19 protein-coding genes and 1 pseudogene are annotated in these 22155 nt (G+C 67.8%); 5 read left to right on the forward strand and 15 right to left on the reverse strand.

Annotated features, from left to right (window positions below):
- From B2R83_RS15600 to B2R83_RS15610, 3 genes and pseudogenes are all read left to right on the forward strand, one after another.
- Positions 1 to 416, forward strand: a pseudogene (locus tag B2R83_RS15600) (hypothetical protein); the annotation flags it as partial.
- Between the two features lie 97 nt (positions 417 to 513).
- Entirely contained in the window at positions 514 to 2379 is a 1866-nt protein-coding gene (locus B2R83_RS15605) for a sensor histidine kinase (RefSeq protein WP_292043106.1), read from the forward strand.
- Between the two features lie 64 nt (positions 2380 to 2443).
- Positions 2444 to 3019, forward strand: a complete 576-nt coding sequence (locus tag B2R83_RS15610) for a M23 family metallopeptidase (protein ID WP_292043107.1) — start codon at positions 2444 to 2446, stop codon at positions 3017 to 3019.
- 8 nt (positions 3020 to 3027) lie between these two features.
- Here B2R83_RS15610 and B2R83_RS15615 read toward each other — a convergent pair whose 3' ends face one another.
- Both B2R83_RS15615 and B2R83_RS15620 read right to left on the reverse strand, forming a co-directional pair.
- Positions 3028 to 5553 carry a PBP1A family penicillin-binding protein gene (locus tag B2R83_RS15615; RefSeq protein WP_349681054.1) on the reverse strand — a complete coding sequence of 842 codons (2526 nt, stop codon included), beginning with the start codon at positions 5551 to 5553 and terminating at the stop codon, positions 3028 to 3030.
- Between the two features lie 132 nt (positions 5554 to 5685).
- Positions 5686 to 8496 (reverse strand): bifunctional diguanylate cyclase/phosphodiesterase, encoded by a 2811-nt coding sequence (locus B2R83_RS15620; RefSeq protein WP_292043108.1) that lies wholly within the window; start codon positions 8494 to 8496, stop codon positions 5686 to 5688.
- A gap of 118 nt (positions 8497 to 8614) precedes the next feature.
- Here B2R83_RS15620 and B2R83_RS15625 point away from each other — a divergent pair, with 118 nt between their 5' ends.
- Positions 8615 to 9103: a MarR family winged helix-turn-helix transcriptional regulator gene (locus B2R83_RS15625; RefSeq protein WP_292043109.1), complete on the forward strand. Its 489-nt coding sequence runs from the start codon at positions 8615 to 8617 to the stop codon at positions 9101 to 9103.
- A 15-nt stretch (positions 9104 to 9118) separates the two neighbouring features.
- Here the strand turns inward: B2R83_RS15625 and B2R83_RS15630 are convergent, their stop codons facing one another.
- From B2R83_RS15630 to B2R83_RS15645, 4 genes are all read right to left on the reverse strand, one after another.
- Entirely contained in the window at positions 9119 to 10330 is a 1212-nt protein-coding gene (locus B2R83_RS15630) for a YbdK family carboxylate-amine ligase (protein ID WP_292043110.1), read from the reverse strand.
- Positions 10327 to 11577 (reverse strand): cation:proton antiporter, encoded by a 1251-nt coding sequence (locus B2R83_RS15635; protein WP_292043111.1) that lies wholly within the window; start codon positions 11575 to 11577, stop codon positions 10327 to 10329. The genes B2R83_RS15630 and B2R83_RS15635 overlap by 4 nt, the downstream gene beginning before the upstream one ends.
- Positions 11570 to 12664, reverse strand: coding sequence for a hypothetical protein (locus B2R83_RS15640; RefSeq protein ID WP_292043112.1), 1095 nt, complete (start codon positions 12662 to 12664; stop codon positions 11570 to 11572). Before B2R83_RS15640 ends, B2R83_RS15635 begins: the two co-directional genes overlap by 8 nt.
- 266 nt (positions 12665 to 12930) lie before the next feature.
- A complete protein-coding gene (locus B2R83_RS15645) occupies positions 12931 to 13365 on the reverse strand; it encodes an acetyltransferase (RefSeq protein WP_292043113.1) in 435 nt (144 codons plus the stop codon).
- A gap of 83 nt (positions 13366 to 13448) precedes the next feature.
- Here B2R83_RS15645 and B2R83_RS15650 point away from each other — a divergent pair, with 83 nt between their 5' ends.
- Positions 13449 to 14207, forward strand: a complete 759-nt coding sequence (locus B2R83_RS15650) for a ZIP family metal transporter (RefSeq protein ID WP_292043114.1) — start codon at positions 13449 to 13451, stop codon at positions 14205 to 14207.
- Here B2R83_RS15650 and B2R83_RS15655 read toward each other — a convergent pair.
- The 9 genes from B2R83_RS15655 to cyoA are packed head-to-tail and all read right to left on the reverse strand — an operon-like array spanning position 14204 to position 22089.
- Positions 14204 to 14887: an MOSC domain-containing protein gene (locus tag B2R83_RS15655; RefSeq protein WP_292043115.1), complete on the reverse strand. Its 684-nt coding sequence runs from the start codon at positions 14885 to 14887 to the stop codon at positions 14204 to 14206. The genes B2R83_RS15650 and B2R83_RS15655 overlap by 4 nt on opposite strands.
- 6 nt (positions 14888 to 14893) lie before the next feature.
- A complete protein-coding gene (locus B2R83_RS15660) occupies positions 14894 to 15286 on the reverse strand; it encodes a c-type cytochrome (protein WP_292043116.1) in 393 nt (130 codons plus the stop codon).
- A gap of 10 nt (positions 15287 to 15296) precedes the next feature.
- Positions 15297 to 15839 carry a response regulator transcription factor gene (locus B2R83_RS15665; RefSeq protein WP_292043117.1) on the reverse strand — a complete coding sequence of 181 codons (543 nt, stop codon included), beginning with the start codon at positions 15837 to 15839 and terminating at the stop codon, positions 15297 to 15299.
- The gene (locus tag B2R83_RS15670) at positions 15836 to 17176 is read right to left on the reverse strand and encodes an ATP-binding protein (protein ID WP_307189298.1); all 1341 of its coding nucleotides are present in this window, start codon (positions 17174 to 17176) and stop codon (positions 15836 to 15838) included. Before B2R83_RS15670 ends, B2R83_RS15665 begins: the two co-directional genes overlap by 4 nt.
- A 15-nt stretch (positions 17177 to 17191) precedes the next feature.
- Positions 17192 to 17995: an SURF1 family protein gene (locus tag B2R83_RS15675; protein ID WP_292043118.1), complete on the reverse strand. Its 804-nt coding sequence runs from the start codon at positions 17993 to 17995 to the stop codon at positions 17192 to 17194.
- The gene (gene cyoD, locus B2R83_RS15680) at positions 17996 to 18397 is read right to left on the reverse strand and encodes a cytochrome o ubiquinol oxidase subunit IV (RefSeq protein ID WP_292043119.1); all 402 of its coding nucleotides are present in this window, start codon (positions 18395 to 18397) and stop codon (positions 17996 to 17998) included.
- Positions 18394 to 19029 carry a cytochrome o ubiquinol oxidase subunit III gene (cyoC, locus tag B2R83_RS15685; RefSeq protein ID WP_051996673.1) on the reverse strand — a complete coding sequence of 212 codons (636 nt, stop codon included), beginning with the start codon at positions 19027 to 19029 and terminating at the stop codon, positions 18394 to 18396. Before cyoC ends, cyoD begins: the two co-directional genes overlap by 4 nt.
- 7 nt (positions 19030 to 19036) lie before the next feature.
- A complete protein-coding gene (gene cyoB, locus B2R83_RS15690) occupies positions 19037 to 21040 on the reverse strand; it encodes a cytochrome o ubiquinol oxidase subunit I (protein ID WP_292043120.1) in 2004 nt (667 codons plus the stop codon).
- Positions 21041 to 21042: 2 nt separating this feature from the next.
- A complete protein-coding gene (cyoA, locus tag B2R83_RS15695) occupies positions 21043 to 22089 on the reverse strand; it encodes a ubiquinol oxidase subunit II (RefSeq protein ID WP_209586606.1) in 1047 nt (348 codons plus the stop codon).
- Positions 22090 to 22155: the final 66 nt, after the last annotated feature.

The raw sequence follows: 22155 nt of genomic DNA on the forward strand, positions 1-22155 counted from the left end.
TCGGCACTGGATGGCTGGGTGGCGGCGGCGCGCCGGCCCTGGCCCAGGGCCCAGGCGGCGAGCTGGCCGCCGGGGGGCGCCTCGCCGAGGCGCTCGACGGCCAACTGGCCCAGGACGGCGGCACGGGGGAAGTGCGCGTCGGCCTGAGCTTCCAGGCGGCGTCCGGCGGGTATTGCCGCACTTTCCAGCTGGGCGGATCGAGCGGACTGGCCTGCCGCGAAGGCGGCCGCTGGCGCATTCCGGTGCTGGCTGACAGCCCGGCGCCGCAAGCCGATTATCGCCAGGCGTCTGCGCAATTGCCGCCGGCCGTACTCGATGCCGTGGACGCCCGGATCGAGGGCAGCACGCTCGACGCAGCGGCCGAACGGGCGGCCCGCGAGCGCGGCTGGGAATCCGAGGCCGGCAAGGGGCGCTGAAAAACCTCCCAGCCCGACAATCAAACCTGTTAAGCTTGCCATATTGCCATGACACAATCATGGCGCTTCCATCTTCCGACACCGCCGCCATGCCCGCATGAAAACGCGCACTTATCTGTACTTGATGGCGGCCGCCATCCTGATCCCGGTCGCCCTGGCGTTCTGGATCGGCGTGTCCATGCTGCTGGACTGGGAGCGTGAATCGCGCATCCATCGCGTGCAGGAAACGGCGCGTTCCACCGCACTGCTGGTGGACCGCGAGATCGCGGTCAAGGAAGCCCTGCTGCGCGTGATCGCCAATTCGGAAGCGCTCGGCGAGCAGAATTTTCAGCGGGTGTACCGGCTCGCAACGCGCCTGAACGGGGACGATCGGATGTCCTGGACCACCCTGGTGGACGAGCGCTACCAACCGATCTTCAACACCCTCACCCCCTTCGGCACGGCGCTGAAGGGTGAAACGCGCCATTACGTCGACGAAGTGCTGCGCACCGAGAAAACCCGGGTGTCCGGCTATTTCTACGGCCCCACGTCGAAACGGGCAGTGGTGTCGGTGGACGTCGCGTCGCCGCCAGGCCAGGGGCCTCGCTACGTGGTGAGCCAGATCTTCGATGCCCGCTACTTCGAGCGGGTATTCGCCAACAGCACGCTCGAACCCACCTGGCTGGTCGGCATCTTCGACGCCAAGGGCGTGACCATCGCCCGCAACCGCCACGGGGCGGCGTCCGCCGGCAAGCCGATGCACCCCGACATGCGCACTGCCGCCCTGCATGCCGGCAGCGGCGTGCTGCGCCACGTGACCCATGAAGGAACCGAGGTCTACGGCATCTACACGCGTGCGGCGACCAGCGGCTGGACCATCGTCATCGGGGTGCCGGTGGCCGAGATCGAAGCTGCCGCCCGCACCGCCGCCACCTATGCCACGCTGGCGCTGATCCTGCTGATGGGCATGGCGCTCCTGACGGCCGTGTTCTTCGGTAACAAGCTGTCGAACGCCCTGCAGCAGGCCGGCAGCGTCGCCAATGGGCTGGCGCGCGGCGCGGTCGCCCGGCCGCGCCCGACCAAGGTGGACGAGGTCGACGCCCTGCTCGACGGCCTGCACTACACCAGCGAGGCCTTGTCGCGCGAGAGCGCGGCGCGCCAGGCGCTGCAGTACGAGCGCGAGCAGCTCCTGGTGAGCGAACAGCGCGCGCGCCGGGTGGCCGAAGCCCAGAGCCAGGCCAAGGACAGCTTCCTGGCCATGCTGGGACACGAGCTGCGCAACCCGCTGGCGGCGATCTCGGGCGCCATGAGCGTGCTCGACATGCCGGGCGTGAAGCCGGAGCTGGCGGCGAATGCGCGCGACATCAGCCGGCGCCAGATGCGCCACCTGGTCCGCATCGTCGACGACCTGCTCGACGTGCAGCGCATCCTGTCGGGCAAGATCGTCCTGCAGCGCACGCCGGTCAACCTGTCCGAGGTGCTGCTTTCCTGCGTCGAGGCCAAGCGCCTGGTCGATGCCGGCAAGCATCACTGGGAAGCCGAGCTCGTCCCCTGCTGGGTCGACGGCGACCGCACCCGTCTCGAGCAGATCGTCGACAACCTGCTGCACAACGCCATCAAGTACACGCCGGCCGGCGGCAGCATCACGGTGCGCTGCAAGACCAGCGGCGAGAAAGTCGTCGTGGAAGTCTGCGATACCGGTGTCGGCCTGGCGCCGGAACTCCTGCCCCTTATCTTCGACGTGCTGGTGCAAGGCCCGACCAGCATCGACCGCGCCCAGGGCGGCCTCGGGCTCGGCCTGGCCCTCGTGAAGGAACTCAGCGCGCTGCATGGCGGCAAGGTGTCGGTACACAGCGCAGGCCATGGCCAGGGCTGCACCTTCACCCTGGTGTTGCCGCTGCGCCAGGATCCGGCGCTCGACACGCCGCCGGCCCAGGAAGCGAACGGGGCCGCATCGGCGCGTCCCACACTCGACCCGGCCTGAGCCTGTAAATCCGGCGCTTCGCCCATACGTGTTCACTGTTGAACGCTTCATGGACCATGCCGCCATGCGAATTTTCCTGCGCAGCCTGCTACTTGCCGTACTCCTGATTGCCGCCTGGGGCCTGCTCGAGCCCTGGGTGCGCCATGCCGTGTATGCGATGCGGCTCGCGGCGATGCCGGCGCCGGGCGCCCTCGCCATGCCGGTCAGCGGCGTGCGCCCCAAGGCGCTGCGCGACACCTGGCATGCAAGCCGCAGCGAGGGCCGCAGGCACGAGGGCATCGACATCTTCGCCAAACGCGGCACGGCGGTGCGCGCCGCCACCGAAGGCATCGTGCTGCGGGTCGAGACCAACCGCCTCGGCGGCCAGGTGGTGTGGGTGCTGGGACCGGGCGGCCAGCGTCACTATTACGCCCACCTCGACCGTTTTTCGGACGTGGCGCCGGGCATGCGGGTCGAGGAAGGCCGGGTGCTGGGCTACGTCGGCAATACCGGGAACGCCCGCACCACGCCGCCCCACCTGCACTACGGGGTGTACGGCAAGGCCGGGCCGGTGAATCCCTATCCGCTGCTGCGCGGCGAAGCGCCGGCCCAGGCGCAGGAAAGTGCATCGGGCCGGGCCTCGGCGGCCGGCCAGCCGTAAGGAAGCGATTAAATGATGACTTCGTCGCCCGAGCTTGGCGGCGGAGGCGGCACGTCCGGCAGCTGGCTTGGCGGCGGTGCGGTCTGCACCGGCGACGGCTGGCTTGGCGCCGGCTGGATCGGCGCCTCGACCGGCTCGTCCTCATCCTCGATCGGCGCCGGGTCAGGCACCTCTCCGCCTTCCATCCCTTCCTCGATCTCGAGTTCGCCCGGACCTTCCTCGACATATTCCGGCTCCTGGTACCTGCGCGCCGTCGGCCTGCGTTCGCCCGGCAGCAGCGCGTTCGGATCGAGCTTGCCGCCGTCGACGGCGCTGCGCATGAAGTCGCCGACCAGCAGCAGCGCGTTGTGCCCGCCCTGCCCCCAGTAGCTGCTGCGCATCGTCACGCGGTTGTCGTTGAAGCCGACCCAGGCGCCCGCCACCAGGTTCGGGTGCATCAGGATGAACCAGCCGTCGGTGTTGTTCTGGGTGGTGCCGGTCTTGCCGGCCAGGTCGCCGTTCACGCCGAAGCGGTAGCGCACGCCGCCGCCGGTGCCGCGGTCGACCACACCGCGCAGCATGTCGATCAGGTTCAACGCGGCATCCTGCGACAGGGCCCGTTCCGGGGCGTCCGGCGCGAAATCGGCAATGGTCTTGCCGTCGCGGTCGGTGATGCGGCGCACGAACACCGGCTTGCGGTATTCGCCCTGGGCCGCGATGGTGCTATAGGTGCTGACCATTTCGAGCAGGGTCACCGGGCTGGTGCCCAGTGCCAGCGAAGGCACCGCCGCCAGCTTGCTCTGGCGGATGCCCATGCCCTGGGCCAGGCGCACGATCGGGCTGACCCCGACCTGCTGCATCACCTGCGCGGTGATGGTGTTCTTGGAATACACCAGGCCGTCGCGCATGCTCATCATGGCCCCGCTGTTGCCGGACATGTCGGTCGGGCGCCAGACCGTGCCGCCCACCTTGATGTCCTGCACCACGTCGCGGTAGGTCTGGTCGGGCGAAATGCCGCTCTCCAGGGCGGCGGCATAGACGATCGGCTTGAAGGTCGAGCCGGGCTGGCGCGCGGCCTGGGCCACGTGGTCGAACTGGTCGCGCTCGAAGCTGCGGCTGCCGACCCAGGCGCGGACCTCGCCGGTGTGCGGGTCCATCGCCACGAAGCCGGCTTCCAGGCGCGACTTGCTCGCCTTGAGCTCGCGCATGAACTCGCGGTCGGCCTTCAGGCGCTTGAGCGCCGCGGCCGGCGCTTCGCCATCCTCCACGGCCTGGCGGTATTCGCCGCTTTCGCGCACGAAGGCGTCGAGTTCGCGCGCATGCGAACGCCAATACCAGGCGAAAGGATCGACCTCGCGCCGCATCGACGTGTACATGCCGGCCGAGGTCGAGCGCGGCATGCCCTGGTAGGCCCATTCGACGTCGGCGATCGCCTGCAGCGTATTGGCCTGGCGCTCGACCGCGCGCACGGCGGCCGCCTGCAGGTCCATGTCGAGGGTGGTGTGCACCACCAGGCCGTCGAGCTGCAGGTCGTAGTCGTTTTCCTCCGCCCAGTCGAGCAGCCACTTGCGCACGAAGGCGGTGAAGTGGTCGTCCTTGCCGCTGCGGTCGTTCAGGCGCGCGAACCGCACCTGCAGCGGGCGCTTGGCCAAGGCGCGGTAGCGCTCCTCGCTGAACGCGCCGTGCTTGGACATCTGCGACAGCACCACGTTGCGGCGCGACTTGGAGCGTTCCGGGTTGGCCACCGGATTGTAGTAATGGGTGCCCTTGAGCATGCCGACCAGGGTGGCGGCTTCCAGCACGTCCAGCTTGGCGGCCGACTTGCCGAAATAGGTGCGCGCCGCCATCTCGATGCCGTAGGCGTTGTACAGGAAGGGCACCGTGTTCAGGTAGGCCTCGAGGATCTCGGTCTTGCTGTAGGTGTTCTCGATCTTGATCGCGGTGATCAGTTCCTTCATCTTGCGGTTGATGCTGCGCGCCCGCCCGATCTCTTCCGGGAACATGTTGCGGGCCAGCTGCTGGGTAATGGTCGAGCCGCCCTGCGGGTCGCCCTTCACGGTGGCGACGAAAGCGCCGGCCACGCGCCGGAAATCCACGCCGTGGTGGTCGTAGAAGCGGTGGTCCTCGGTCGAGATCAGGGCCTTGATCACGTGCGGCGAGATCTGCGACAGCTTGACGCGCTCCTGCAGGCCCTTCTCGAAGCTGCCGAGCTCCTTGCCGTCGCTCGACAGGATCACGCTCGGGCGCGCGGTGCTGGCCTGGCGCAGGTCGTCGATGCCGGGCGTGAGCGGAATCAGGATCACCAGGTAGAGGAAGAAGGCCATCAGGCCGGCGGCGAGGCTCCACAGCCCGATCAGTACCGCCTGTTCCCAGCGCGGGCGGTCGCGCAGCCGCGCCTGCGCCATCGAGTACCCCGCCCGGGCGCGTCCGCGCGCGCCTTCGAACAGGCGCTTGCCATGCTGGCCGAGCGCTGCGCGGCGCGAGGCGCCAGGGGCGCCGTTTCCAGTCTTGTCGTCCGAGCTGCGGCGAGTGCCGCTCTTTTCTTCCTGATCCACTATAGAAATCCTTGCTGCGATTGCCGGTGAAGCGCAGATGCCCGTGCGCGTTGCGTATGCGACAAGTATAGCTGACCGGCGCGTCAACCCCGGTCCGGCTCGCCAGCGCTACGGGCAGCGCCTGAAATCGCGTCAAGCATGCACCGGAGTGGGCTCCACCCTGCCCTTGCGCAGCAGCGCCTCGACCGCCTGCACCGGCTCCGGGCGGCCGTAGATGTGGCCCTGCACCTCGTCGCAGCCGTAGGCGCGCAGGTTGTCGAGCTGTTCGATGGTCTCGACGCCCTCGGCGATGACCTGCATGCGCAAGCCGTGCGCCAGCGAAATGATGGCGTCGACCATGGCCGCGCCGTCCGGGCTGACCATGTCGCGCACAAACGAGCGGTCGATCTTGAGCACGTCGACCGGGAAGCGCTTCAGGTAGGCCAGGCTGGAATAGCCGGTGCCGAAATCGTCGATCGACAGCTTCACCCCCTTCGCTTTCAGGCAGCGCATGGTATCGATCGCCGCTTCGACGTCGGCCATCATCATGCTCTCGGTGAGCTCGATCTCGAGCGAATCGGCTTTCAATCCGGTCTCGTCGAGCACCGTGCGTACGGTCTGCACCAGGTCGGGTTCGGAGAACTGGCGCGCCGACAGGTTGACGCCGATCCGGAGGTTGCCCAGGCCGGCGCGCTGCCAGTCGCGGTTCTGGCGGCAGGCGGCCCGCAGGACCCAGGCGCCGATCGGCACGATCAGGCCGGTTTCCTCGGCCAGCGCGATGAAGCGCTCCGGCCGCACGGTGCCGAAGTGCGGATGGCGCCAGCGGATCAGTGCTTCGGTGCCCACCACGCACCCGCTGCCGAGCTCCACCTGCGGCTGGAAGTAGAGCTCGAACTGGTCTTCGCGCAAGGCGCTGCGCAGCGCGCCTTCCAGGGCCAGCCGGTCAATTGCGTGCGCATTCATGTGCGGGGCGTAGAACTGCACCGCGTTGCGGCCGGTCTGCTTGGCGCGGTACATGGCGACCTCGGCGTGCTTGACCAGGGTTTCCGGATCCAGGCCGTCGACCGGATAGCCGGCCACCCCGGCGCTGGAGCCGAACACCAGGGTGTGGCCGTCGACGTCGAGCGGTTCGGCGAGCGCCTCGCGCACCGCCTGCAGCCGCGCCGCGGCCTGGCGCTCGTCGCGGCAATCGGTGAGCACGAGCATGAAATCGTCGCCGCCCGAGCGCGCGGCGGTGTCTGCCTGGCGGATCGCGCCGGCAATCCGTGCGGCCAGGGCGCGCAGCGCCTCGTCGCCGAGGCGGCGCCCGAGCGTGTCGTTGACCAGCTTGAAATGGTCGATGTCGAGCGCCACCGCCCACACCGGCATGCCATTGGCGCTGGCGATGGCGCGCTCGATGCGGTCGGCCAGCAGCGCGCGGTTGGCCAGTCCGGTGAGCGTGTCGTAGCGGGCGCGGTGCGCCAGCTCGGCCTCGTAGCGCTTGGCCACCGTGACGTCGTAGGTGGTGACCACGAAATGCTCGGTCTTGCCGCCCGCGTCCTTGACCGGGGCGATATAGACTTCGCTGACCAGCTCGCGGCCGTCGCGCGTGGCCTGGCGCACCAGGGCGTGGCCCTTGCGGCATTCGTACAGGGCCTGGCGCAACTCTTCCAGCCCGGGCTCGTCGGCGTCCTGGCGCGCCAGGCTGGCCAGCGGCTTGCCCACCAGCTCTCCCGGCCCGTAGCCGAGCGTGCGTTCGCAGGCCGGGTTGGCGTAGTCGATCGGGTAGCCGTGGCGGGTGGCGTTGATCAGGAGGATCGGGTTGGCCGCGGCTTCGATGGCGCGCTGGTGCAGGCGCAGTGCGCCGGTGGTCAGGGCCAGGTCCGCGGTACGGCGCTCGACCAGCGACTCGATGCGCCGGGTGCGGGCGCTGCGCTGCTGGACCAGGACCGCGGCGGCGACGCTCAACACGCAGCCGTAGCCGAGGATCGACAGCGAGCCCACCTGGCTGTCGAGGCCGCGCGCCAGGCGCACCGCCGTCAGTTCCCAGCGGGTCCCTGCGACCGTGAAACCCCGGGTGAGCGCACTTGGCCCGCCGCCGAGCCAGCGCTCCCAGGGCTCCTGCGCGGGCGGCGCGCCTGGGTGGCTGAACACGGCCACGCGCTCGCCGCGGGCAGTATGGCCATGCACCGTGAGCGCGGCATCGCTGTCTGACAACAGGCGCCCCGCGTACAGGCTGCCACCGACCAGCAGGCCGGTATCGATCACGACCGCCGTGATTCCGAGGGCCGCCGTGCGCCGTGCCGCCACGCTCGCCAGGTCCGCGCCGGTGCGGTAAACCGGCATCGCCACCACCATGCCGCGCAGCGAACCGTCGCCTTGCACCAGGCGCAGCACCGGGCTGGCGGTGGCTTCGCCGGAGTCGATCGCGCGCTCTATCGTGGCACGCTCGACGGGATGGGACAGGACGTCGTAGCCGAACACCCCGGCATTGCTGGCGATCGGGACCACGTAGTCGTTGACGAGGTAACGCTCGCGAGGCCGCGCAGGCAGCAGTTCACCGCGCGGACCGCGCTCGGTGATGGTGAAGCCGGGCCAGAAGCGGCGCCGCGCCGCTTCGTAAGCGGGACGCTCGGCGCGGCTGACGAAGCGCTGGTACTCGAGGGCTTTCAGGTAGCCGTCGCCGGCCGCGAGCGGCTGGGCGAAGGCATCGAAGGCGTCGCGCGAAACCGCGCCGCCAGAGGCGGTGAACAGCAGGTTGAGCGCGCGCATGTCGTGCACGGCATCGGCAAAGGCACGCGTGACCGCCGCCGTGCGCACGGCGGTGCGCTGCTCGAAATCGGCGCGCGCATTCTCCGCCTCCAGCTCGCGCGCCACGCCGAACAGGGTTGCCGTCAGCGCGAGCCCGGCCAGGAGGGTCGCCACGGCAGCGCGCGACACGAGGCGCCGCCGCTGTGTCAGCGGATGGGCGAGCAGCCGATTCATGCCGCCTATGCTAGCAAATGCGGGCTGGGGCCGCGCCACGTTTCGGCCGGGCCACGTTGGCAGCGAAAAGGCTGCGACCGCCTGTGCTGGCGCGCCGAATTTCCGCTATGATCGCGCCATGCCAGAGAATCCCGCCCCCCCAGTCGAGGACGAGCAGCCACAGCGCGTCCTGCGGCAGTTCCGTATCGTTTTCAACGCAGTCAAGAGCCATTTCCGCCAGGTCGAGCGCGAGGCCGGCCTTGGCGGCGCCCAGCTGTGGGCGCTGTCGATCATCGATCGCCATCCCGGCATCGGGGCCACCGGCCTGGCGCGCGAACTCGACATCCATCAATCGACCGCCAGCAACCTGGTGCGCGGGCTGGTCGAACGCGGCTTCGTCACCGGCAGCCGCGAAGGCGCGGACCGGCGCAACGTCGCGCTGCACCTGCAGGACGCCGGGCGCGAGGTGCTGAAACGTGCGCCCTTGCCCTTCGCCGGGGTGCTGCCCGATGCGCTGGCCAGCCTGGACGCGGCAACCCTGGAGCAGCTGGAGCAGAACCTGGCCCGCCTGATTGCCCGGCTGGACGTCGACGAGACCGCCGGACGCACGCCCCTGGCGCAGCTCTGATCCGGCGGCGCCGGCTCAGCTGCGCGCCGGCTGGCGCGCCTCGAAGATCTCGCTGGCCACCCGCGCCAGGTCGTTCATCCCGCCCCCGCCCGCCAGATGCCGGCGCAACAGGCCGGCCTGGCCGCCATCCTTCATCAAAGCCTCGATCACCGCGCGCGCCTGGGCGAAGCCCGGGTCGGTCGAGCGCCGTCCCAGGCGCTCCAGGTCGGCGCGGATGACTTGCGCCACCGGCAGCGACACGGCGGTTTCCGGATCGATCCAGCTGGCGTCGACGCCGTCGCGGGCGGCGTTGAAGCGGTTCCAGGTGTACAGCTCACGGCTGCCGTTGGACGGCCAGCGCCCCGGCTGGGCGGCGAATTCGAGGCAGAGTTCGCGCGCATAGACGGCCAGCGCGGCCGCGTATTCCGGCCGCAGCGGCGTATCGAGCACGCGCAGCTCGATGGTGCCGTACTCCGGCTTGGGTCGCACGTCCCAGTAGAAATCCTTGATGCTGTTAACGATCCCGAAGCCGGCCAGGCGCTCGAAATAGTCGCGGAAATCCTGCCAGCTGCGGAACTCGTGCGGCTGGATGCCGCTCATCGGGAAGGCGCCGACCACGTTGCTGCGCGAACTGCAGAAGCCCGACACCTCGCCCTGCCAGCACACCGAATTGCTTGAGAGCGCGATGAACAGCGGCGCACGCTGGGTCAGCCAGGCGCACAGGCGCACGGCCTCGTCGGCCGTGCCGGCGCCGATGTGCACGTGCATGCCGAACACGGTAAACAGCTTGGCCAGGTAGCCGTACTTGCGCTCGGATTCGAAATAGCGCTCCTTCGGGAAGATGCGCTGCTCGTTCCAGCGCTGGAACGGATGGGCGCCGCCGCCCGACACCGAGGCGCCGACCTCGAACGCCGCGCGCTGGACCGTGCTGCGGATGTGCTCGAGCTGCTCGCTGGCCTCGCCGTAGGACTGCAGGATCGAGGTCGCCACTTCCAGCATCGAGGTCGTGATCTCGGGCGTATGCACCCAGGGCTTGTCGTGCTGGTCGAGGATGCGCAGGATGTCGGGCGCGGCCGGGAACAGGTCATAGGTCAGGCGGTCGAGCACCATCAGCTCGAGCTCGATGCCCATCGTGCCCACGGTCGAGGACTTGAAGTCCGGCAGGAAGGCCGGACCCTTGCCCGACACCGCCTGGGCCTGGGCCTGCGCCAGGCGCGCCGCTTCGTCATTGTTCAGGGGTGCGCTCATGCCTTCATCTCCTCCTTGTAGCCAACGCTGCGTTCCTCGTGGGGCGCGCCCTGGCGGTAGGTTTCACCCGCCATGCGCAGTCCGAGCCAGGTCAGGCCCGGCGCCAGCAGCACGTTCAGGGCCAGCAGCGCGCCCATCATCTCGCTGGAGGCGGGATCCAGGCCGGTATAGGCGTTGAGCGTGGTGTCGACCACCAGCCCGCCATAGCTGACCAGCGAGCACATCTGCAGGGCCATCGCGTGCTTCTTGGTGCGGTCCCAGGCCGTGGCCGGCACCAGCGCGGCGCGGGTGGCCAGGATGCGCACCGCGAACACGGCCAGCGCGCCCAGCAGCGTCCAGCCCTGGGCCAGCCCCTGCAGGTCGACCAGTGCCGCCGACATCAGGAACAGCAGCACGTAGCCGATGTCCTGGGCGGTCTTGAGCTGGGCCTGGAACACGTTGTCGCGCCGCTCGACGTTGCGCAGCAGCAGGCCCATCAAGAGCAGGGACAGCAGCGAACTGGCCGCCGACACCGAGCACAGGCCCAGGTCGATCAGCAGCGCGGCCAGCAGCATGCCGGGGCGCATGGTGGCCGGCACCTTGCACAGCCGCGTCGCGGCGGCATACAGGCCGTAGGACAGCAAGGCGATCGCCGCGCCGAGCACCAGCTTGCCGCCCTGGCGCATCAGTTCCTCGCCGAAGCCGGTGCCGGCATCGACGCCCTGGCTGCGCGTCCACGCCATGGTCAGCGCCAGCATCAGGAGCGCGACCAGGCTGCTCAGGCCGACCATGTTGGCGGTGGCGAAGGTGCTGGTGCCGCTGGCGTTCTCGTCGGCCGCCATCGAATTGACGATCACCGGGTTCACCGCGATCAGGATCGAGGCGATGAAGATCGATGCGCCCCACGGCAGCCCGAGCAGGCGCAGGGTCACGGCCACCGCCACGAAGCGCGCCAGCGTGGCCAGCAGCAGGCTGCCGCCCTGGCGGCCGCTCTTGAGCAGCCAGGCCAGGTCCATCTTGCGGCCGACCTCGAACAGCACCAGGGCCGAGGCGGCGTTGAGCAGTTCCTGGAATTGCGCCAGCAGCGGACGGTCGATCAGGTTGCCGCCGGTCGCGCCCAGCAGCAGCCCGGCGAGCACGGCCCCATACAGCTTGGGCACCTTGAAGCGCTGCAGCAGCATGCCGAGCACCAGTGCCAGCATCAGGCCGAAGCCCAGAACGGCCAGCGGCGACAACAGCCACAGGGGTGTCGAGAAATCTTCATTCATGGCGGGCCTCCCAGGCGTGGGCAAGCGTGCTCAATTCGCGCTCGAGCACGGCGGCGCGCGCCTTGGCCGCCTCTTGCAGGGCGGGTGCGGGGGCGGCCGGCAGTTCGCTCGAGATGCGCGCGCGCACGATGCCGCCGGCGTCGCGCAACGGAATCCACAACTGGCCCGATACCGTCGTGTTCTCGCGCCAGACGGCGAGGAACTTGGCGCCGGTACGGTCGCCGGAGATGGAGGGTTCGATCAGGCTGAAGTTGCGCAGCCACTCGGCCGCCGGGAAGCGTCGCGCCAGCAGCACCTGCATCGCGCTGCGCTGCTCCAGGCGGGCGTCGTCGCGCGAATAAGGCAGGTGCATCTGGGCCTGGCCCAGGCTGGCCGTGCGCAGGTCGAGGCAGCTTGCCTCGCTGACCCAGCGCCAGGAATCGGCCGCCTGCAGGCGCGGCTTGCCGTTGGTGGCGTCCAGCCAGGCCGTCATCAAGGGCGTGCGTTGCGGCGCCGGATTGGCGGCGTCGATCGCGCGCACGGCCTCGGCGACCTTCTTCCAGTGGCCGGCCTGCCAGTTGCGGGTCGGAAGCCGGTCGGACGGACGCCAGCGCCACAGCACTGCCGACCACTGCCCGCCCTCGCCTTGCCAGACCATGCCGGCCTGCACCCTGCCGCCGGTCTGGACCAGCATCGACTGGCCGTTCCAGGCCGCGCTCCATGGGCGCAGTACCGCGCCGACCCCGGCGCCAAGGCGGTGCCAGGCAATCGCCGGCGCGGGCAGGCAGGTGTTGGGGCTGGCGGAGACGTCCTGCCAGTAGAGCATTTCGAGGTGCTGGCTCCAGGCGCAATGGCGCAGGGTCGGCGCGCCCAGGGTGGCCAGGCCTGATTCGACCGGCGCCGCGCAGCTGCCGGCGCGGGTGCCGGTCAGCTGGGTGAAATCGGCAACCGGCGGCGGCGCGGACTTGCGGCCTGCCGCGGCAGCATCGGGAACGTGGAATGCGCCCAGCGCCAGCATGGCGGCCAGCATGGCTGGCGGAGGACGGCGCTTGGACATGGGCGTGACGATCCGGGCTGCCTGGGTCGTCGGGGAAAACGGTGCGTTCAAGTTTCCTCCGGTGGTGCGCACAGGGCAGGCCTGGCGGTGGGCCGGCAGGCGCCGCGATCGCGCCAGCCGCGGCAGGATGGGCCGCGGCACCGAAAAAAGTCCCCCGGCACGATGCGGGGGACGAAAAGAAACGGACTCAACCGCCTCATCGCTGATCGGGTGCCGGGCCGTTGCTGGCTGGCACCACCCATCTATGATGGACTAAAAATAGTGCGAAGGCAACCTAATTTGTCCAAATGTATTTATATGCATGCTCGGTGAGCGGTTCATTCCTGACGCATGTGCAGCAGCGGATAAGGACGCCCGGCGTCATCCGTCGGCGAGCGTCCGGTCGCCGTGAAACCCATGTGGCGGTAGAAACCGAGCGCCTGCAGATTCTGCTCGTTGACGTCGACCGTGAGGCGCCCGGCGATGCTTTCGGCATGCGCCAGCAAGCGGCGCCCTGCTCCCTGGCCGCGGCTGGCCGGGTCGATGAACAAGGCGTCCACGTGAGCGCCGCTCAGTCCCAGGAATCCGCAGGCGCGGCCCGCTGCGTCCAGCGCCACCCACACGCGGGTGGCCGGCAGGTAGTGTTCGGAGACCAGGGTGTCGATCTCGCGGAAGTCGGCATCGAGGAGGAAGTCATGGGTGGCGCGCACGCTGGCGCGCCAGATGTCCGCCAGGACGGCAGTGTCGGATGGGGTCGAGAGCCGGATGCGCATGGCGTTTTTCTTATAAAGAGCGCAATTGTGCCTCAAAGCAGGCTTACTGTGCGTAAAATCGCGGCAACAGGGCGGGAGGGCCTATGACGTTGCCAACATGGCTGCAGGCAGGATTATGGGGATTGCTGGCAGGCGGCGCATTGCTGGTGGGCGCCGCGCTCGGTTACCGGCTCGCGGTGCCGCAGCGCCTGATCGCCGCCGTCATGGCCTTCGGCAGCGGCGTCCTGATTTCTGCCCTCTCCTTCGAACTGATGGAGCACGCCTTCCACACCGGCGGCTTCCCCGCCACGGCGCTGGGCTTCCTGGGCGGCGCCGCGGTGTACACGCTGGCCAACTGGTGGCTGTCGCAGCGGGGCGCGCGCCACCGCAAGCGCTCCGGATGCCAGCCCCCGGCCAGCGAGAACGGCGGCAGCGGTACGGCGATCGCGGTCGGCGCCCTGCTCGACGGGATCCCGGAATCGATTGTCATCGGCCTGTCGATGCTGGGCGGGCGCGGCGTCAGCGTCGTCGCGGTGGCAGCCATCTTCCTGTCCAACATTCCGGAAGGCCTGTCGAGCGCCGCCGGGATGAAGCGCGCCGGGCGCTCCGCGCGCTACATCTTCGGGATCTGGGGCGGGATCGCCGTGGTCTCCGGCATCGCCGCCCTGCTCGGCTACGCGGTGTTCCGCCATTTTCCGCCGCAGGTGGTGGCGGCGACCACCGCGGTGGCGGCGGGCGCGATCCTGGCCATGCTGGTCGACACCATGATTCCCGAGGCCTTCGAGGAGACCCACGATTTCGCCGGCCTGATCACGGTGGCCGGCTTCCTGGCCGCGTACTCGCTCAGCAAGCTGGGGGGCTAGACTTCGGCCTGCGCATGATAGCCGGTGCCATCCCAGCGCGGCAGTTGCGTTTCGGCGCGGGCCGGCACCGCCCTGGCCGCATATGCAGGCCCGAGCCGGTCGAGCAGGCGCGGAAAGGCCCGGCAATAGCTCGACTGGACGCCGGCCACATGGGCCAGGTCGGCATAGCCGATCACCTGTCCCGGCGGCACCGCCTCGATCACGCGGGCCACGCGCTCGCGCCAGTCTTCCGGCATCGCGGACAGGCGCTCTTCCAGCACGATGACCGGATCGCCAAGCTTGATCTCGCCGCCGGCGAGCACCCGTGCCAGGATGCCGCGCCTGGCGCCGATGGCGCGCGCAAGGCCAGGCGCGTGCCGGTCCAGGCCGCCGCAGGCTTCGCACTGGAAGCTCAGGCGCAGCCGTACTTGCGCGCCGATGCACAGTACCGTGCCGGAGGCCATGGCGGCGGTGTCGACGTCGAGCAGCAGGTTCTCGCGCAAGGCATGCGGCGGCAGCCCGAGCGACCGGTAGGCGGGCGCGCCGGCGAGCAGGACCTGCCTGGGCGAGCGTGCATCGGCGTGCATGTCGCCGGCGAGACCGCAGCCGGTCACGGCCAGGGCACGCTCCATGCTTGCCGGCCCCGGCGTGCCGGGCGCGCGCACGGCGATCGCGCGCACCGCCCCAAGCTCCCGGCCCATCTCAGCCTACCGGGCGCCGGCGGGCGCCGCCGGATGCGCGCGCAGATAGGCCAGCAGCTCGGCGATCTGGCGCTCGCTGCGCAAGCCCCAGAAGCGCATCTTGTTCCCTGGGACGACCTCGTCCGGGTCGCGCAGGAAGGCGGCCAGGTTCTTCTCGTTCCAGGTGAAGCCGGCCTTCTTGAAGGCGGGCGAATAGTCGAAATCGGGCGCGGAACCGGCGCGGCGGCCGAGGATGCCGTTGAGCTGCGGACCGAAGTTGCTGCGTGCGCCTGGCCCGACCTGGTGGCAGTTGGCGCAGCGCTGGAAGGCGGCCTTGCCGGCGGCGAGAGGATCGGCGGCCTGCAGGGCCGGAGCGGCGAGCGACAGGGCCAGGAAGGCCGGCAGCAGGCGCGAGTTCATGGCCTGATCCCTACTTGACCCGCTGCTTCTCGAGCTTGCGCGCCAGCGTGCGCCGGTGCAGCCCGAGGCGGCGCGCCGCTTCCGAGATGTTGAAGTCGGTCTCGGCCAGCACCGCATGGATGCGCTCCCACTCCAGCGTCTTGATGGAGGTGGAGCGGTTGGTGACCTCGACGTCGGTATTGCCGGCCACGTGCCCGAAAGCGGCCTCGATGTCGTCGGTGTTGGACGGCTTGGCCAGGTATTGCACCGCGCCCAGCTTGATCGCCTCCACCGCGGTGGCGATGCTGGCGAAGCCGGTCAGGACCACGATCAGCATGTCCGGGTCGTGCTCGTGCAGCAGCTGCACGCAGGCCAGGCCCGAGCTGTTGCCCTTGAGCTTCAGGTCGACGACCGCGTAGCCGGGCGTATGCACCGCCAGCAGCGCCGCCGCTTCCTCGTGGCCCGGTGCGACCAGCACCCGGTAGCCGCGCCGCTCGAACGAGCGGCTCAGGGTTCGCGCGAACGCCTCGTCGTCTTCGATGATGAGCAGCAGGCGCTCAGTAGTGTCTGTCAAATGCCTTCCTCTTCCAGTTCGATGCTTGCCAGCGGCAGCCGTAGGCTGACCTGCGCCCCGCCCTCCGCCCGGTTGGCGGCGACCACCGAACCGCCCAGCTTGCGCACCACGTTCACGGCCAGGAACAGGCCCAGGCCGCGTCCCGAATTGGCCTTGGTCGACTGGTAGGGCTTGCCGATCTGGCCGAGCATGCTCGGCGCGAAGCCCGGCCCGCGGTCGGTAACCATCACGTGCAGGATGCCGTCCTCGATCATGGCGTCCAGGCCGACCCAGTCGGGCGAGGCCTCGAGCGCATTGTCGAGCAGGTTGTCGATGGTCTGCTTGAGCGCCGAATCGGACGCGACCGGCCTGTCCTCCAGGATACGGTTATTGTACTGGAAGCTTGCTGCCTGCCGGCTCGCGCGCCAGCTGCTCACCACGCCGTCGAGGAAGCTGCGCACGGTGGTGCGCACCGCCGACTCGCCGCGCGCCTCGCCCGCCGACAGCAGGATGCCGCTGACGATGGTCTTGCAGCGCTGGAGCTGGGTCTGCATCTCGGTGATTTCTCCGAGCAGGTCGGGGTCGTTGCGGAACTGCGGCATGCGCTTCCAGTCGCCCAGGATCACCGAGACGGTGGCCAGCGGCGTGCCCAGTTCGTGGGCGGCGCCCGAGGCCAGCAGGCCCATGCGCACGATATGTTCTTCTTCCACCGCCTGCTGGCGCAGCGCCGCGAGCTGGGCGGCCTTGTCGCGCAGGGTGTCGGAAATGCGCGAGATGAACATCACCAGCAGCGCCGCGTTGAGCGCGAAGCACACCAGCAGGCCCTGGATGTAGAGGCTGGAGATCCCGCGCGCATGGTCGAACGGCAGCGCGAGCGGCTGGGCGTACATGGCCAGGCCGGCCATGCAGGCGATGGTGATCAGGACGATGGTCCAGGTCCACAGCGCTTCCAGCAGCACCGCCGACAGGATCACCTGCAGCAAATAGAGGAAGGCGAAGGGATTGGTGATGCCACCCGACAGGTAGAGCAGCACGGTCAGGCTGGCCACGTCCACCAGCAGGGCCATGAACATCTCGCTGTTGGAGACCGGCCGGCGCTCGTGCCAGCGCAGGTGGCTGGCCACGTTGAAGGCGATCAGGCAGGCCAGCACCTGCAGCATGGGCAGCAGCGGCAGCTCGATCCCGAAGATCAGGATCGCCGAGGCGATGGTCGTGACCTGGCCGATCACGGCGATCCAGCGCAGCTCGATCAGCTGCAGCATGTTCTTGTGGCCGGCGGCGAACTCGACGTTCGCGGCGGCCGCCTGGGGCGAGCTGCGGGCCGCCTTGGCGAAGAAATCGAGGGGGTTCTGGATCATGCCCGTGGGGTAGCGTCAGTCATCGTCGCGCATTGTAGCGCCATGACGGCTGACCCACCACCATGCAACCAGCACCATCAGGGCCAGCGCATACCAAGTAAGGGCATAGACGAGGTGATTGTTGACGAAGGAGACCACGGTCAGGCCGCCGACGGCGCGCTCGGGCGCCGCCGCCGGATCCTGGTTCTTGCCGGCATCGACAAAGAACGGCGCGACGTTCGACAGGCCGCGTGCGGCGGCCAGCGCCTGCACGTCGCGCGAGAACCAGCGATTGTTCGCCGGGTCGTTCTCGCGCAGGAAGCCGCCGCCTGGCTCGCTGATGCGCAGCAGGCCGGTGACCTCGACCCCTTCCCCACCGTTCGCGCATGGATCGGCGGCGGCACGGCGGGCGGGATAGGTCCCGGGTTTGTTGTCGGCGGCAGGAATGAAGCCGCGGTTGATGAAGACGATGTGGCCTTCCGGCGTACAGAGCGGCGTGAGCAGCCAGAAGCCCGCGCCCAGTTCGGACAAAGCCTGGACGGGAGCGGTGAGTTCGTAAAGGTAGTGCCCGGCGAGGCGTACGCGCCGGTATTCGTCGGACTCGCGGGTCACTTGCGCCCAGCGGTCCGGAGGAGGCAGCGCCACAGGCGCCGCATGCACGCGCGATTGAACGCGCTCGATCAGGTCCAGCTTCCATTGCAGGCGAACCACCTGCCAGGTGCCGAGAGCAAAAAAAAGCGCGAGCAGCAGGAGGGCCGCCACCGCCAGCATCCGCCGCGCGAAAGCGCTGCGTGGCGGATGGGCGGCAGGACCTGCCTGCTGGTCGCGCGGGTGCTGCATTTACTGCATGTCGTGGATGCCGTGGGTGGTGTCGCTTGCACCACCCATGGCCGGCATCATGTTGGCGTTCATGTGGGACATGACCCAGATCGAACCGGCCAGCACGATCACCAGCAGGACCACGGTCAGGATCAGCGCCATCATGTTCCAGCCGCCTTCCGACTTCGAGTTCATGTGCAGGAAGTAGATCATCTGCACGACGAACTGGACGGCGGCGAAGCCCATGATCACGTACTTCGTCGTCTCCGGCGGCAGCACGTTGCCCATGACGAGCCAGAACGGGATCGCGGTCAGGACCAGCGACAGCACGAAGCCGATCGCGTAATCCTTCATCGAGTAATGGGTCACGAAGCTGGTATGGCCGTCGTGATCGACCTCGTGGTGGTGGATGTGGTCGCTCATGGCAGCACTCCCATCAGGTAGACAAAGGTGAACACGCCGATCCAGACCACGTCCAGGAAGTGCCAGAACAGCGACAGGCACTGCAGGCGGCGGAAGTTCTCGGTATTGATGCCGTGCTTGGCCAGCTGGACCATCAGCGTCACCAGCCAGATCGCGCCGAATAGCACGTGCAGGCCGTGGGTGCCGACCAGTGCGAAGAACGCGGTCAGGAAGCCGCTGCGCTGCGGACCGGCGCCCTGGTGGATCAGGTGCAGGAACTCATAGATTTCCAGCGACAGGAAGGCCACGCCCAGCAGGCCGGTCACGCCCATCCACAGCAGGGTCGCGCCCAGCTTCTTGGCTTGCGCCGAGATCATCGCGACGCCGAAGGTGATCGACGACAGTAGCAGGAAGCCAGTGTTAATGGCGATCAGCGTCAGGTCGAACAGCTCGGCGCCGGTCGGACCGCCGGCGTAGTTACGGCCCAGCACCGCGTAGGTGGCGAACAGGGACGCGAAGATGAGGCAGTCGCTCATCAGGTAGATCCAGAAGCCCAGCAGCGTGCCCTGCTCCGGATGGTGCTCGCGCACCATGTAGCGCGCGGTCACCTCGTCGGCGGTCAGGCCGCCGTTCATGGTTACATTATTTGCCATAATCGTTTCAGACGTAGCTCTTCATCAGACGGGTATGCGCTTCCTCGGTGCGGGCCACTTCTTCCGCCGGGATGTAGAAATCGCGCTTGTAGTTGAAGGTGTGGACGATGATCGCGGCCATCATGGCGACGAAGGACACGGCGACCAGCAGCCACATGTGCCAGATGATGCCGAAGCCCACCACCGCTGCCAGTGCCGAGATGACGAAGCCGGCCCAGGTGTTCTTGGGCATGTGGATCGCCACGAAGTCCTTCAGCGGACGCTGGTAGCCGTTCTTCTTCATGTCGGCGAAGGTGTCGTTGTCATGCACGACCGGGGTGAACGCGAAGTTGTAGTCCGGCGGCGGCGACGAGGTCGCCCATTCCAGCGTACGGCCATCCCACGGGTCGCCGGTGACGTCACGCAGCTTGGCGCGGTCTTTCCAGGTGAAGAAGCACTGCAGCAGCAGGGCACCGATACCGCCGGCGATCATCAGGGTGCCGACCAGCGAAATCTGGAACAGCCACTGGATCGACGGATCTTCGAAGTGGCTCATGCGGCGGGTGACGCCCATGAAGCCCAGGATGTACGGCGGGGTGAACGCGACCCAGAAGCCGATCGACCACAGCCAGAAGGACACGTGGCCCCAGAACTGGTTGAGCTTGACGCCGAACATCTTCGGAGCCCAGTAGTTGAAGCCGGCGAACAGGCCGAACACGACGCCGCCGATGATCACGTTGTGGAAGTGAGCGATCAGGAACAGCGAATTATGCAGCACGAAGTCGGCCGCCGGGATGGCCAGCATCACGCCGGTCATGCCGCCGATGACGAAGGTCAGCATGAACGACACGGTCCACATCATCGGCAGTTCGAAGCGGATACGGCCGCGGTACATCGTGAACAGCCAGTTGAAGATCTTCGCGCCGGTCGGGATCGAGATGATCATCGTCGTGATCCCGAAGAACGAGTTGACGCTCGCGCCGGAACCCATGGTGAAGAAGTGGTGCAGCCACACCAGGTAGGACAGGACCATGATCACGCAGGTCGCATAGACCATGGAGGTATAGCCGAACAGGCGCTTGCCGCAGAAGGTCGAGACGACTTCCGAGAAGATGCCGAAGGCCGGCAGGATCAGGATGTAGACCTCGGGGTGGCCCCAGATCCAGATCAGGTTCACGTACATCATCGCGTTGCCGCCACGGTCGTTCGTGAAGAACGCGGTGTCGAACAGGCGGTCCATGCCCAGCATGGCCAGCACGGCGGTCAGGATCGGGAAGGTGATCACGATCAGGATGTTGGTGCACAGCGAGGTCCAGACGAACACCGGCATCTTCATCAGGCCCATGCCCGGAGCGCGCATCTTGACGATGGTGACGATCAGGTTGACCCCGGAAAGCAAGGTACCTACCCCCGCGATCTGCAATGACCAGATGTAGTAGTCGACCCCGACCCCCGGACTTGCCAGGATGCCCGACAGCGGCGGATAGGCCAGCCAGCCGGTACGTGCGAATTCACCCACGAACAGCGAGGCCATGACCAGCACGGCGCCCATGGTGGTCATCCAGAAGGAGAAGTTGTTCAGGAACGGGAAAGCCACGTCGCGGGCGCCGATCTGCAGCGGCACGACGTAGTTCATCAGGCCCGTCACGAACGGCATCGCCACGAAGAAGATCATGATCACACCGTGGGCGGTGAAGATCTGGTCGTAGTGGTCCGGCGGCAGGAAGCCCTTGTTGGCGCCGAAGGCGAAGGCCTGCTGGGCGCGCATCATCAGTGCGTCGGCAAAGCCGCGCAGGAACATGATGATGCCGAGGATCATGTACATGATACCGATTTTCTTGTGGTCGATACTGGTGAACCAGTTGTTCCACAAGTTGCCCCACTGGCGGAAGTGGGTGATCAGGGCCACCAGGGCCAGGCCACCGACGATCACGCCGGCGAAGGTCGCGATCAGGATCGGTTCGTGGAACGGAATCGCGTCCCAGCTGAGCCGACCGAAGAGTAGCTTCGTCAGGTCGAGAGAGTCTTGCATGATTACTTCTTCACAGAATTGTTAGGAATGCCGACGGCCGGGCCACCGGCTTCCGGCGTGATGCACATTTCCGCTTCCGCCAGCTGGGCCATCTGCTCCAGCTGGGCCTTGCTCGGCAGGCGCTTGGCCGCGGCCGCGATCGCGTTGCGCTTGTGGTCCTGGGACATCTGCTCGTTCATGCAGACGTTGCCTTCGGCCACGCAGCGGTTCAGGATGCGGTTGAACAGCGCGGTTTCCACCTGGCCGTAGTAGCGCACCGGCTCACGCACGGACGGCTTTTCCAGGGTCAGGTAGTCGGCGCGGTCCAGCAGGCCCGGCTTGGACTTCATGTTCTGCACCCAGGCGTCGAATTCGCCGCCGGTCACGCCCTTGTAGGCGAAGTGCATGTGCGAGAAGCCCTCGCCGCTGAAGTTGGCGGACAGGCCCTTGTAGTCGCCCGGCTTGTTCAGCACGGCGTTCAGGGTCGTCTCCATGCCCGGCATCGCATAGATCATGCCGGCCAGCGTCGGGATGTAGAAGGTGTTCATCACGGTCGACGAGGTGATCTTGAAGCGGATCGGCACGTCCACCGGGGTGACCAGTTCGTTCACCGAAGCGATGCCCTGCTCCGGATAGATGAACAGCCACTTCCAGTCGAGCGCCACGACCTGCACTTCGAGCGGCTTGGTCGAAGCCGGAATCGGGCGGTTCTCATCGAGGCGGTCGAGCGGACGATAGGGATCCAGCTTGTGGGTCGAGACCCAGGTGATCAGGCCGAGGACGATGATGATGAGCAGGGGTGCGCCCCAGATCACGAGCTCGAGCTTGGTCGAGTGGTCCCAGTCCGGTTCGTATTTCGCGTTCGCGCCCTTGCGATAGCGCCATGCGAACAGGACCGTCAGGATCATCACCGGGACGATGATGATCAACATGAGCAGGACAGAAATGGTAATCAGGTCTGCCTGCTGTTTTGCAATATCGCCGGTGGGATTCATGACGACCGTGTTGCAGCCGGCGAGCGCTGCAAGCGGAAGTAATGGGAGTCCGCGGCGGACAATTTTAGGAATCATGCTAGGTATCTAACGTTACATGGGAATAAGAACATGCTACTGTAACGCCAACGGCCTACGGCAACC

It is taken from the genome of Massilia sp. UBA6681 (assembly GCF_002454935.1).
GTDB lineage: Bacteria > Pseudomonadota > Gammaproteobacteria > Burkholderiales > Burkholderiaceae_D > Telluria > Telluria varians.

What these genes read in the sequence shown, in the direction of transcription:
- B2R83_RS15655 (WP_292043115.1), bottom strand. Translation starts at nt 14,887, where the DNA reads ATGGGCCGGGAGCTTGGGGCGGTGCGCGCGATCGCCGTGCGCGCGCCC.
- B2R83_RS15625 (WP_292043109.1), top strand. Translation starts at nt 8,615, where the DNA reads ATGCCAGAGAATCCCGCCCCCCCAGTCGAGGACGAGCAGCCACAGCGC.
- B2R83_RS15620 (WP_292043108.1), bottom strand. Translation starts at nt 8,496, where the DNA reads ATGAATCGGCTGCTCGCCCATCCGCTGACACAGCGGCGGCGCCTCGTG.
- cyoB (WP_292043120.1), bottom strand. Translation starts at nt 21,040, where the DNA reads ATGCAAGACTCTCTCGACCTGACGAAGCTACTCTTCGGTCGGCTCAGC.
- B2R83_RS15630 (WP_292043110.1), bottom strand. Translation starts at nt 10,330, where the DNA reads ATGAGCGCACCCCTGAACAATGACGAAGCGGCGCGCCTGGCGCAGGCC.
- B2R83_RS15675 (WP_292043118.1), bottom strand. Translation starts at nt 17,995, where the DNA reads ATGCAGCACCCGCGCGACCAGCAGGCAGGTCCTGCCGCCCATCCGCCA.
- B2R83_RS15660 (WP_292043116.1), bottom strand. Translation starts at nt 15,286, where the DNA reads ATGAACTCGCGCCTGCTGCCGGCCTTCCTGGCCCTGTCGCTCGCCGCT.
- B2R83_RS15650 (WP_292043114.1), top strand. Translation starts at nt 13,449, where the DNA reads ATGACGTTGCCAACATGGCTGCAGGCAGGATTATGGGGATTGCTGGCA.
- cyoA (WP_209586606.1), bottom strand. Translation starts at nt 22,089, where the DNA reads ATGATTCCTAAAATTGTCCGCCGCGGACTCCCATTACTTCCGCTTGCA.
- B2R83_RS15645 (WP_292043113.1), bottom strand. Translation starts at nt 13,365, where the DNA reads ATGCGCATCCGGCTCTCGACCCCATCCGACACTGCCGTCCTGGCGGAC.
- B2R83_RS15605 (WP_292043106.1), top strand. Translation starts at nt 514, where the DNA reads ATGAAAACGCGCACTTATCTGTACTTGATGGCGGCCGCCATCCTGATC.
- B2R83_RS15610 (WP_292043107.1), top strand. Translation starts at nt 2,444, where the DNA reads ATGCGAATTTTCCTGCGCAGCCTGCTACTTGCCGTACTCCTGATTGCC.
- cyoC (WP_051996673.1), bottom strand. Translation starts at nt 19,029, where the DNA reads ATGGCAAATAATGTAACCATGAACGGCGGCCTGACCGCCGACGAGGTG.
- B2R83_RS15635 (WP_292043111.1), bottom strand. Translation starts at nt 11,577, where the DNA reads ATGAATGAAGATTTCTCGACACCCCTGTGGCTGTTGTCGCCGCTGGCC.
- B2R83_RS15670 (WP_307189298.1), bottom strand. Translation starts at nt 17,176, where the DNA reads ATGATCCAGAACCCCCTCGATTTCTTCGCCAAGGCGGCCCGCAGCTCG.
- cyoD (WP_292043119.1), bottom strand. Translation starts at nt 18,397, where the DNA reads ATGAGCGACCACATCCACCACCACGAGGTCGATCACGACGGCCATACC.